Below are 11,699 nucleotides of genomic sequence, written 5' to 3' on the forward strand. Positions count from 1 at the left end.
CGGTGAGCGGGTTCCCCAAGGACTGGCAGGTCGGCAAAGAACAGCAGGACTGGCTCGATTCCCTTCCCCCGGAGAAACGGCACGCGATCGCCGATTCGGCGAACGCCCTGCGGGTGGCGCATCTCAGCGCGGCGGAGTCGATCGAGGAAATGCTCGAATCGATGCTCCGGAAATCGGACGGCAGCGACTCATCGGCCGATTTCCTGACAAGTGTCGCTTTCCTTTCCTATTCCCTGCGTGCCTCGGCCCGCGGGAATTTCGCGAAAGCGACCGAACTCATGCGGACGGCGAACCGCTATCAGCGCTCCGCCCTTCCCGAGCTCGATTAGAAGACCACCGCCCACTGGTCCCAGAAGTAGCCGACGATGATCCCGAAGATGATCAGCAGCCACACGATCGGCACGACCGGGTGGAACCGGGCGATCGCGCGCATCGGCCGTTTGACCGCTTCCGGTGCGCCGACCCGGTCGGTGGAGAACAGCACGAGCACGGTGTAGCTGAAGATCGCGATCATCACGATCCAGACCGCCATGCAGTACGGGCACAGCTTGTGGATGACGAAGACGCTCTCGATGAACAGCCAGTGGATGAAGCCGACCCCGAAAAGGCAGCCGAACAGCAGGCCCATCCAGAACCAGTCGGGGAAGCTGGCCCGGCAGAGCAGCGCGACGCCGATGGTGATGACCACCGCGAAGCCGAAGATGCCGATGACCGGGTTCGCGAACCCGAACGCCGAACCCTGCGGGGTGTTCATCACCGAACCGCAGCTGATCAGCGGATTGAAGTTGCAGCTGGGCACATAGTTCTTGTCGGCGAGGCTGTTGATCTTCTCGATCGTCAGCATGATCGCCGAGGCGGCCCCGATCAGCCCGCCGATGAGCAGAATCCAGGGAAAGACCCGCTCGACGCCGGTCTGCTCCTCCTCGAATTCGTCCTCACCTAGCTCGCCGTGTTCGACCTGTGCCATCACGTCGCTCATAGTAGAACCGTGCGATGATCGCGCCGTGACTGGTACCGCGCATCCGCAAGCCCCCGTTCCTGGACAGCTGTTCGACGACGCGAGCGCGGAGTCGCGCTGGCGGGCCCGGTTCACCGCGGCGCGGATGTCCCTGCCCGACTGGGCGGAGCACGCACCCGCCCGTTCGCTGTACGTCTCCAACGCCTCCGGGGTGTGGGAGCTGTACGCCTGGGACCGGGAGACCGGCGAGCACCGCAAGGTCACGGACCGGCCGAACGGCACCATTCACGGGGCGCTGTCCGCCGACGGCGAGTCGATCTGGTGGTTCAACGACACCGATGGCGACGAGTTCGGGCACTGGATACGCGAACCGTTCACCGGCGGAGCGGGCACACCCGCGGTTCCCGAGGCCGCCGACGGTTACCCGGGCGGGCTCGCCATCGGCCGGAACACCCGGGCGGTCGGCGTCTCCACCGACGAGGGCAGCACCGTCTGGCTGGCCACCGGAACGGACCCGGCCAGGGTGATCTACCGGCACGAGACCGATGCCGGGGTCTCCGCACTGTCCGAGGACGAGACCCTGCTCGCGATCGGGCACTCCGAGCACGGCGACAACCGCCACCCCGCGCTGCGCGTGTACTCCGTCGCGGACGGCTCGGTGGTCGCGGAGAAGTCCGACGGACCGGGCAAGGGACTCGAGGCGATCGCCTTCGGCCCCACCGAGGGGGACAACCGGCTGCTGGTGGTGCACGAACGGCGCGGCCGGGAGGAACTGCTCGTCTGGGATCCGGTGCGGGACGCCGAGACCGAGATCCTGCTCGATCTGCCCGGCGAGGTGGTCGCCGACTGGTATCCGGACGGATCGGCACTGCTGATCCTGCACACCCACGAGAGCCGCAACACCGTGCACCGTTTCGACCTGCGCACCATGCGGCTGACCGCGCTGGACACCCCGAAGGGCACCATCGGCTCGGCGAGCGCGCGCCCGGACGGATCGGTCGAGTACTCCTGGTCCGCAGCGTCCACCCCGGGCAAGATCCGCACCCTCGGTGCGGACGGCGCCGAGCGGGTGCTGCTCGAGCCGCCCGGTCCGATCGCCCCGGAGTCGGTCCCGGTGACCGATGCCTTCGTGGCCGGTCCCGGTGGCACGGTGCACGCGCTCGTGGCCTCCCCGGGCGGCGAGCGGCTGCCGACGGTGTTCTCCGTGCACGGCGGCCCGCACGCCAGCGACGAGGACCGGTTCTCCGCCTACCGCGCGGCCTGGGTGGACGCCGGGTTCGCGGTCGTGGAGGTCAACTACCGCGGTTCCACCGGATACGGTTCCACCTGGCGGGACGCGATCGAGGGCCGCCCCGGACTGACCGAGCTCGAGGACATCGCCGCGGTGATGGACTGGGCCGTGCAGACCGGGCTCGCCGATCCGCGGCGGTGCGTGCTCGGCGGCGCCTCCTGGGGCGGCTACCTGACCCTGCTCGGCATCGGCACCCAGCCGGAGCGCTGGGCGGCCGGGCTCGCCGTGGTCCCGGTCGCCGACTACCTGGCCGCGTACGCCGACGAGATGGAGCAGCTGCGCGCCTTCGACCGGGCACTGTTCGGCGGCTCCCCCGAGGAACTTCCCGAGCTCTACGCCCGGTGTTCCCCGCTGACCTACGTCGACCAGGTGCGTGCGCCGGCACTGGTGATCGCAGGCGAGAACGATCCACGCTGCCCGATCCGCCAGATCGAGAACTACCTCGACCGGCTCGCCGAGCGCGGATCACCCTACGAGGTGTACCGCTACGACGCGGGGCACGGCTCGCTCGTCGTCGCCGAGACCATCAAGCAGACGGCCATCGAGATCGATTTCGCGCGCCGCGCCCTCGCCGAATAACGGTCCACGTGTTCTTCAGCGGCGTAGCCGCTGTTCACCACCCACGCACCCGGCGCTACGGGGACCGCCCCCAACGCTGACCTCTCAATGAGTTACGGCGCTGACCTGGACCTCGATGTTGCCCCGGGTGGCGTTCGAGTAGGGGCACACCTGGTGCGCGTTCGCGGCCAGCTGCTCGGCCTTGCCCTGTTCCAGGCCGGGCAGCTTGACCTGAATGGCGACGGTGAGCCCGAAGCCGCCCGACTCGGTCTTGCCGATGCCCACGTTCGCGGTCACCTCGGTGTCCTCGCCGAGCTGTTCGCCCGCCTGCTTGGCGACCAGCCGCAGCGCACCGTGGAAACAGGCCGCGTACCCGGCGGCGAACAGCTGCTCCGGGTTGGTGTGCAGGCCGCCGGGGCCGCCCATCTCCTTCGGAGCCGCGAGCTTCTCGTCGATCACCCCGTCGGAGGAGCGAACCTCCCCGTTGCGGCCGTCCCCGCTGGCGATCGCGGTCGCGGTGTACAGCGGGTCGATGTGTGCAGCTGCCATGTCGTCCGTCCTTTCGTATCGGTCTCCCGTACAACCAACGGACGGCCTTCGCTATGCCGCCCGGCGGGTGGCGAACTCGGTCACCTGCGCGCCGATCATCGCCAGGTTCGCCGCGACCCGGTCATCGGTGCAGCCCCCGGAGGCGTCGAAACCGACCTCGATGGAGTTCACCGCGGCACCGAGCGGGGTGGGCCAGCCCCGGGTGGCGTGCGCGATCGAGCGCAGCGCGTTGAGCGTGTTCACCGAGGCCTGCCAGCCCGCGGCCACGGCGACACAGCCGATCGCGCGGCCGTCCAGATAGGGCCGGTCATCGGTGCGCAGTTCCTCGATGTAGTCGAGCGCGTTCTTCACCAGCCCGGAGACGGTGCCGTGATAGCCCGGCGAGACGAACACCACTCCATCGGCGGCGCGCAGCAGCTCGATCATCGAGACGGCCGCAGCGGGCCGTTCGGTGATCGAGGGGTCGTAGAACGGCAGCTCGAGATCGGCGCCGGTGACCGCGCTGACCTTAGCGCCGGCCTGTTCGGCCCCGGCGAGCACGAGCCGCATCGCGCGCCCGGACTGCGAGTCCGGCCTCGTGGAGCCGCCGATCCCGACAATGCTGACCGTCATGCCTACGATCCTTCCCATACGTGGAGTACCCCGCAACCAGTCTGACACCTCAACCTAAGTAGAGGTCGAGCATGATCCTGGGCACACTGATCTACGACGGCGACTGCGGATTCTGCTTGCAGAGCAAAGATCTGCTCGCCCGGCTGGACCACCACGGACGGGTCGCGCTGCTGCCGCTGCAGGATCCGGGCGCCACCGAGCTCAGCGGGGTGAGCCGGACGGAGCTCGCCGAATCGCTGCACTGGGTCGGCGCGGACGGGAAGCGGACGACCGGGGCCGAGGCGGTCAACACCGCCCTCGCCGCGGTGACCGGCAGTGGTCTCCCGGTGACGCTGTATCGCCTGCCGGTGATCCGGCAGGTCCAGGACCGTACCTACCGCTGGGTCGCCGAGCACCGGGGCAGGTTGGGTAGCCTCACAGCCAGGTTCTCGAGGAGGTCAACCGTGGTCGATGCGACAAAGCTCGTCAGCAAGCTCCCGCCGAGTGTGAACACCAAGTTCGCGCGCACGCTGTTCAACCTGCCCGCACCGATACGCAAAGCCCTCTCCGGCCGCCCGATTCGCCTCGACGGCCAGACCCTCGACCCGGACATGCGGCTGCTGCTGCGACTGCTCGAACTTCAGGGCATCGACGGACTCAGCGCGCCGGGCGGACCGCCCCTGGCCCGCAAACACCTGGTGGAGAACGGTCCCGCGGTGGATGTGCCGCGCATCGAGCCGGTCTACGCGAGCACCATGCAGATCGGGGAACTGCGTTCCCGGCTGTACACCCCGGCCGGGCTGGCGGACGGCTCGCCGCTGCTGGTGTTCTTCCACGGCGGCGGCTGGGTCATCGGAGATCTGGACACCCACGACAACGCCTGCCGGTTCCTCGCGCAGAACGCCGGGGTGCGGGTGCTGTCCGTCGACTACCGGGTCGCCCCGGAATTCCCCTTCCCCGCGGCGGTGGACGATGCGCTCACCGCCTACCACTACGCCCGCGCGCACGCGGCCGAACTCGGCGCCGATCCGCGGATGATCGCGGTCGGCGGGGACAGCGCGGGCGGCAACCTCGCGATCGTCACCGGGCTGCTCGCCGATCCCGATTTCGTGCTCGCCTTCTACCCATCCACCTCGCCCGAGCCGACGCGCAGCCGCAAAGAACTGTTCCCCTCCGGTTTCTTCATCACCGACAAGGACATGGACTACTTCGCGGACTACTACTGCCCGCCCAAACAGCGCACCGACATCCGGTTCGCGCCCGCACTCGCCGACGACCTTTCCGGGATGCCGCCGACCTACATCGCGACCGCGGGCTTCGACCCGCTGCGCGATGACGGCGAGGCCTTCGCGGCCAAACTCGCCGAGGCCGGGGTTCCGGTCGTACTGCGCCGCCACCGCGACCTGATCCACGGCTACATCAACATGCTCGGCGTCGGCCCGCGCCCGGCTCAGGCACTCGCCGAAGCGGCGGGCACCCTGCGCAGTGCCTTCGCCATGCCCACCAGCTGAGCGATTCAGGCAGCGGCTTTGAGAAGGTGATCCCGGAGCGGGGGAGCGCCTGAGGTTCCGCTACCCGAGCCGCCAATCAAGCCGATCCGAGCACCGTGTTCACGCCCAGCCGTAGTCGTGGAGGGTGTCGTCGTCGATCCCGAAATGGTGCGCGATCTCGTGTACCACGGTGATCTTCACTTCCTCCACCACTTCGGCAGGTGTGGCACAGCGGGCCAGGATCGGCAGCCGGTAGATGGTGATGCGATCCGGTAGCGCCCCGCCGTATTCGGTGGTGCGCTCGGTCAGCGCGATGCCGTGGTAGAGGCCGAGCAGTCCGGGTTCGCCCGGTTGCTCGTCCTCCACGAGCACGACCACGTTGTCCATGGCGGCGGTGAACCGTTCCGGGATTCCGTCCAGTGCCTCGCCGACCAGTTCGGTGAACTCCGCCTCGGACAGGTGCATGCCACTCACCTGCGGATGCTCCCGGTCGTCGTCTTGAGCCCGGACCCGTCCTTCTTCAGCGCGGCCACCTTGCAGTTGATCTTGTGCGAACCGGCCGCCCAGCTGTCCTTGCCGATGGTGTCCCAGGTCAGTTGCAGACCGAGGCCGCTGTAGTCGAGCTTGGTGTACTGCTTGGCCAGCGCGGTGCACCGGTCCACGAGACCGTGGCGCTGTTTGCTCTCGCTCGGATAACCGTTTCCGAACAATTCCTTCTCGTCCACGGTGCCGACGATCTCGTAGGCGTGCGCCTTCCCGCAGTCGGTCGGGTCCCCCGGCGCGCCCTTGTCCGTCAGGCCGACACAGGTGCCCGGCTCACGGACGTTCGACTGATCCTGGCCGCGCACCGATCCGGTCACCTCGAACAGCCGCTTCCCCGAGGGTGCGGCGGCCCGCAGCCCGCACACGAGCGTGTGTTCGCCGGAACTCCACTGATCCGCGTCCGGGGCGAGGGCACCGACGCTGAACTTGCCCTGGGAATCGAGCGGACCGCCGAGGTAGGACGCGGCCTGCGCGGTGCATCGCTGCGCGCTGAGCTGCTGGAGCGCGGCACCGGCCGGGGGCCGGTCGCCCGCGGGCAGGGCCACCTTCCCGATGGTCTCGAACAGATGCGGCCGGGCGCAGTCCACCGTGCCGATCTGCCGTTGGCCCGGCTGCTGCCAGCTCAGGCAGGTCCCCGGCGGCGCGGCGAGCGCGGTCGCCCGCTGTTCCTGCTGTTCGGCGGCCGCGGACCGGGTCGGATGCCAGGAGAAGGCGCCCGCCACGACGAGCACGATGACCGCGCCCAGCGCGGCCGCGGCGAGCAGCGCGAAGGGGCGGGATCGGTTCGTCCTGGAGTAGCGCGCCATCGGCTCTATCATGCCAGCACACGAGGCAGGCGTGGCTGAGGTAGCGTCGTAGGTACAAACCGGGCGCCGAATCAAGGAACGATCGTGACCGAGCACCAGAACGACGAGAGAACTCCCGAGCCGGAGGAGCAGGAGCCGACGCCCCGTGGCTCGATGCGCTACCAGGATCCGGAGTCCACTACTCCCCGTGAGCCCTCGGTAGCCGAACAGCGCGCCCGCCGCAAGGCCGAGGAACGCGAACAGGCCCGCGCCCAGGCCGAGGCACAGGCCGCGCAGGAGCAGCTGGAGAAGGCCGAGCGCAGGCGCAAGCTGATGATCGGCGGCGGGGTCACCGTCGGGATCGCCGCGCTGATCGGTGCCTGGTACATCACCTCCACGCCGGACGAGGTCACCGCGACCTGCACCGACAAGGACGGCAACGTCGCACCCGACGAGCGCATGTGCGACCAGAAGTACGTGGAGCAGAACGGCGGGCATCCGGGCGCCGGTGGCATGATGTTCATGCCACTGCTCATCCCGGGTGGCGGATTCGGGCAATACCACTACAACTACGGCGGGACCGTGCAGAACGGCCGCGTCACCGGCGGCTCGTTCACCAAGCCCGAGGGCGCGAACATCAAGACCAAGAGCGGCAAGACCATCCAGCGCGGCGGCCTCGGCACCGGCAAGGGCGGCTTCGGTGGGAAAAGCGGCGGTTTCGGCGGCAAGAGCGGCGGTTCCTGAGTGCGCAAGGAAAGTTCGAAGGTCCGGAAGAACTGGCTGAAGATCGTCGAGGACCTCGGCCTGGTCTACGGCACTCCGGCCAAGGACGCGGCGGGCGCGCCCCGGCCGTACTGGGACGAGTCGGTGCACTACGTGTTCTCCATGGACGAGATCCTGTCCATCGAGGCGGATGTGGAACTGCTGCACTCGATGTGCCTGGAAGCGGTCGATTCCGTGGTCACCACCGAGCGGTTCGCCGAGTTCGGCATTCCGGAGTGGGCCTGGCCCGCGATCGCCGAATCCTGGCGGCGCCGTGATCCGCACATCTTCGGCCGCTTCGACCTGCGCTACGACGGCACCGGCCCGGCGAAACTGCTCGAGTACAACGCGGACACCCCGACCACTCTGCTCGAGGCTTCCGTCGTGCAGTGGCAGTGGAAGACCGAGATGTTCCCGGACAGCGACCAGTGGAACTCCATCCACGAACGGCTCGTCGAGCGGTGGAAGGAAGTGCGCGGGCTGCTCCCCTCGAACCAGGTGCACTTCACCTGGTCCAGCGGGGACCCGACCGGCGAGGACCACGTCACCACCGCCTACATGCAGGAGACCGCGGCCGAGGCCGGGGTGGACACGGTCGGGCTCGCCATCGAGGACATCGGCTGGGACGAACTCATGGAACAGTTCGTCGACCTCGAAGAGTCCCCGATGAACTCCATCTTCAAGCTCTACCCCTGGGAATGGCTCGTCGACGACGACTTCGGCAAGCACGCGGCCGCCAAACTCCCGCAGACCATGTGGGTCGAGCCGATGTGGAAGATGCTGCTCTCCAACAAGGCGCTGCTCGCGATCCTGTGGGAGATGTACCCCGACCACCCGAACCTGCTGCCCGCTTTCCTGGACCAGCCCGGATTCCTCACCGAATACATCCGCAAACCGCGGCTGGGCCGCGAAGGCGCGAACATGCAGATCGTCGCGCCCGGCTACGAGACCGAAACCGGCGGAGTCTACGGCGAAGAGGGCTACGTCTACCAGATGTTCAACCCGCTGCCCGAATTCGACGGGTACCGGCCCGCACTCGGCGCGTGGATCGTCGGGGACGACGCGGCCGGGCTCGGCATCCGCGAATCCGCGGGGCTGGTCACCGATGACGGGGCCGCCTTCATTCCGCACCGTATCGAGGAATGAGCGCAGCGAGGCGGGGCGGAACAATTCACCGCGCGCACACCTGAAATTCGCCACGGCCGGATAGGAATCACTGTTGATTCCTCCGACCGAAAGGCGATGCGCGCGTGTCTTCGTTCTCCACTCGAGCTCAGCTCTCCCGGCGAACCCTGTTCTCCGGCGCCCTCGCCGGTGGCGCGGCGGTGCTCACCGCGGCACCGGCCCCGGCACTGATCCGCGGCGGCCGCCCGACCCTGCCGCACGGACTGCAGAGCGGGGATGTCGGCGCGCACACGGCCACGGTGTGGGCGCGCGCCGACCGCCCGTCCCGGATGGTCGTGGAGTACGCGACCCGGCCGGATTTCCGGGACGCGCGCCGGTTTTCCGGGCCGCCGCTGCTCGGCGAGACCGACTTCACCGGTAAGGCCGTGCTTCCCGCGCTGCCCTCGGGAAGCGATGTCTACTACCGGATCACGCCCTACGACCTCGCCGATCCGACACTGGCCGGGCAATCCCGCACCGGCCATCTGCGCACCGCATCGGACGGTGCCCGGGACATTTCCTTCGTCTGGTCCGGCGATCTGGCCGGGCAGGGATTCGGCATCGACACCGCACGCGGCGGGTACCGCATCTTCGACCGGATGCGCGAACTCGACCCGGATTTCTACCTGTGCAACGGGGACAACATCTACGCCGATGATCCGATCGAACCGAGCATCACGCTGCCCGACGGTTCGATCTGGCACAACCTGGTCACCGAGGAGAAATCCAAGGTGGCCGAAACCCTGGCCGAGTACCGGGGCAACTACAAGTACAACCTGCTCGACGAGCCGCTGCGCCGGTTCTACGCCGAGGTCGCCCAGATCCAGCAGTGGGACGACCACGAAACCCGCAACAACTGGTACCCGGGCGAGATCCTGGACGATCCGGCCTACCGGGAGAAGCGCGTCGACGTCCTGAAATACCGCGCCCGCAAGGCATTCCACGAGTACGTGCCGATGCATCCGCGCCATGACGCCGAAGGACGGGTCTACCGGGTGCTGCGCCACGGCCCGCTGCTCGACGTCTTCGTGCTCGATATGCGCTGGTACCGGGACGCCAATTCGGCGAACAAACAGCGGTACAACAACGGCGGGATCCTCGGCCGCCGCCAGGCCGAATGGCTCAAGCGCGAACTCGCCGCGTCCACCGCGACCTGGAAGATCATCTCCAACGACATGCCGCTGTGCGAAGTGGTTCCGGACGACGGCGGGAAATTCGAGGGGGTCGCCCAGGGCGACAACGGCGCGCCGCTCGGCAGGGAACGCCAGATCGCCGACATACTCCGGTTCCTGAAGCACAACGGAATCCGCAACGTGGTGTGGCTGACCACCGATGTGCACTACACCGCCGCGCACTATTTCGACCCGGACAAGGCCGCGTTCCCCGAATTCGACCCGTTCTGGCAGTTCACCTCCGGACCGCTGCACGCGGGTTCCTATCCGCCCGACGCCGTGGACACGACCTTCGGCGCGCACCAGGTCTTCGTCAAGGCGCCACCGGTGAAGAACGCCTCCCCCGCGACCGAATACCAGTTCTTCGGCCAGGTCTGCATCGACGCGGCGAGCAAGGCGCTCACCGTGCGACTGCGGGACAACGGCGGAACCGTGCTCTGGTCCACCGAACTGCCCGCTCATCCGAAATAGGCCCGATCGCCGAAATGTCCGGAGGCCGCGATGTGTCGGCCCTCACGCCCATTCGCAGTGCACCGTGACCGTGTCCGTTCGGGCACAATCGGTATGTACCGACCGAGGGAGTGAGTATGGCCAAGCATTTCGCGTTCTTCAGCATGCCGGCGCACGGACACGTCAATCCGACCCTTCCCCTTGTCGCGGAACTGGTGCGCCGTGGCCACCGGGTCAGCTATGCGACCGGGGAGGATTTCCATGCGCAGGTGCGTGCCGCGGGCGCGGAACCGGTCGCGGCCCCCTTCACCCTGCCCGATGTCCCGAAGGGCGGTATCCAGTTCGACACGGAGGAATTCCTGAAGCGGATCGGTACCTTCGTCAATTCGGTCACCGACACGTACCCGGTGCTGCTCGAGCGCTATGCCGCGGACCGCCCGGATGTGATCTGCGCGGACGCCATGACCAGCGTCGCCGCACTGCTCGCGCGGAAGCTGGACCTGCCGTTCGCCTACCTGCACCCGAGCCATGCGAGCAATGAGCATTTCAATGTGCGGCAGGCGTTCATGGAGAACGCCGACACCAGCGGATTCGAGAAGATGCGCGCGGCTTTCGAGAAGGTCAACGATCAGGTTCGCGTGTTCGCCGAAGGGCAGGGCATCAGCGGGGACGTCGATTTCCTGAACCAGATCGCGGAGCTGAACCTGGTCTTCGTGCCCCGGGAATTCCAGTTCTCCGGCGAGACCTTCGATGAGCGGTTCGTGTTCCTCGGCCCGGCCGTCGAGGACCGGGTGGACTCGGGAAGCTGGCAGTCGCCGGGTGATCCGCTGCTGTTCATCTCGCTCGGCACGGTGTTCAACGCCCAGGAGAAGTTCTACCGCACCTGTCTGGAGGCGTTCGGCGACACCGAATGGCGGGTGGCCATGTCCATCGGGGAACACGTCGACAAGTCCGAACTCGGCGCGATCCCGGCGAACTTCGAGGTGCGCGATCGGTTCCCGCAGCTCGATGTGCTCCGTTCGGCGCGCGCCTTCGTCTCGCACACCGGGATGAACTCGACCATGGAAGCGCTCTATTTCGGGGTTCCGCTGATCTCCTGTCCGCAGCAGCCGGAGCAGGCGGCCAATGGGCGGCGGGCGGCCGAACTCGGTTACGGCACGGTCCTGGATCAGGAAGGACTCACCGCCGAGGGCCTGCGCGAGACGGTGAACAGCACCGCGGCTGATGTCGGCATCCGGACACGGCTCACGGACATCAGCAACAAGCTCCAGACCCACCCCGCCGCGGCAACCGGGGCCGATGCGCTCCTCGCCTTCATGTCCTGACCTGGTCTTTCATCACATCTTGACACCGCGCTCGATCAGGCATACATTTCAATCACTCTGC

General features: G+C 67.7%; 12 protein-coding genes. 7 read left to right on the plus strand and 5 right to left on the minus strand.

Features of this window, described 5'->3' with window-relative positions:
- Positions 1–2: 2 nt before the first annotated feature.
- Entirely contained in the window at positions 3–329 is a 327-nt protein-coding gene (locus AD72_RS11815) for a hypothetical protein (protein ID WP_031466519.1), read from the plus strand.
- Here the strand turns inward: AD72_RS11815 and AD72_RS11820 are convergent.
- Entirely contained in the window at positions 326–979 is a 654-nt protein-coding gene (locus AD72_RS11820; protein WP_037345492.1) for a vitamin K epoxide reductase family protein, read from the minus strand. The genes AD72_RS11815 and AD72_RS11820 overlap by 4 nt on opposite strands.
- A gap of 25 nt (positions 980–1,004) precedes the next feature.
- On the opposite strand from AD72_RS11820, the gene AD72_RS11825 reads away from it, so the two are divergent.
- Positions 1,005–2,828, plus strand: a complete 1,824-nt coding sequence (locus AD72_RS11825; protein WP_031466521.1) for a prolyl oligopeptidase family serine peptidase — start codon at positions 1,005–1,007, stop codon at positions 2,826–2,828.
- A gap of 84 nt (positions 2,829–2,912) precedes the next feature.
- Here the strand turns inward: AD72_RS11825 and AD72_RS11830 are convergent, their stop codons facing one another.
- Together AD72_RS11830 and AD72_RS11835 are read right to left on the minus strand one after the other, a co-directional pair.
- A complete protein-coding gene (locus tag AD72_RS11830) occupies positions 2,913–3,356 on the minus strand; it encodes an organic hydroperoxide resistance protein (protein WP_031466522.1) in 444 nt (147 codons plus the stop codon).
- Between the two features lie 51 nt (positions 3,357–3,407).
- Positions 3,408–3,968, minus strand: coding sequence for an NADPH-dependent FMN reductase (locus AD72_RS11835; RefSeq protein WP_031466523.1), 561 nt, complete (start codon positions 3,966–3,968; stop codon positions 3,408–3,410).
- 71 nt (positions 3,969–4,039) lie between these two features.
- On the opposite strand from AD72_RS11835, the gene AD72_RS11840 reads away from it, so the two are divergent.
- Positions 4,040–5,458 carry an alpha/beta hydrolase fold domain-containing protein gene (locus AD72_RS11840; protein WP_082468890.1) on the plus strand — a complete coding sequence of 473 codons (1,419 nt, stop codon included), beginning with the start codon at positions 4,040–4,042 and terminating at the stop codon, positions 5,456–5,458.
- A gap of 99 nt (positions 5,459–5,557) precedes the next feature.
- On the opposite strand, the gene AD72_RS11845 is transcribed toward AD72_RS11840, so the two are convergent.
- Positions 5,558–5,902, minus strand: coding sequence for a metallopeptidase family protein (locus AD72_RS11845; protein WP_031466525.1), 345 nt, complete (start codon positions 5,900–5,902; stop codon positions 5,558–5,560).
- 5 nt (positions 5,903–5,907) lie between these two features.
- A complete protein-coding gene (locus AD72_RS11850; protein WP_051898520.1) occupies positions 5,908–6,786 on the minus strand; it encodes a septum formation family protein in 879 nt (292 codons plus the stop codon).
- 84 nt (positions 6,787–6,870) lie between these two features.
- Between AD72_RS11850 and AD72_RS11855 the strand changes: the two genes are divergently transcribed.
- From AD72_RS11855 to AD72_RS11870, 4 genes are all read left to right on the plus strand, one after another.
- Positions 6,871–7,509 carry a hypothetical protein gene (locus AD72_RS11855; protein WP_031466527.1) on the plus strand — a complete coding sequence of 213 codons (639 nt, stop codon included), beginning with the start codon at positions 6,871–6,873 and terminating at the stop codon, positions 7,507–7,509.
- Entirely contained in the window at positions 7,510–8,673 is a 1,164-nt protein-coding gene (locus AD72_RS11860; protein ID WP_031466528.1) for a glutathionylspermidine synthase family protein, read from the plus strand.
- A gap of 104 nt (positions 8,674–8,777) precedes the next feature.
- Positions 8,778–10,334, plus strand: a complete 1,557-nt coding sequence (locus tag AD72_RS11865) for an alkaline phosphatase D family protein (protein ID WP_031466529.1) — start codon at positions 8,778–8,780, stop codon at positions 10,332–10,334.
- Positions 10,335–10,450: 116 nt separating this feature from the next.
- On the plus strand, positions 10,451–11,638 hold the full coding sequence (locus tag AD72_RS11870) for a macrolide family glycosyltransferase (protein ID WP_031466530.1): 1,188 nt from the start codon (positions 10,451–10,453) through the stop codon (positions 11,636–11,638).
- Positions 11,639–11,699: the final 61 nt, after the last annotated feature.

Source organism: Sciscionella sediminilitoris (genome assembly GCF_000737195.2).
Classification (GTDB): Bacteria; Actinomycetota; Actinomycetes; order Mycobacteriales; family Pseudonocardiaceae; genus Sciscionella; species Sciscionella sediminilitoris.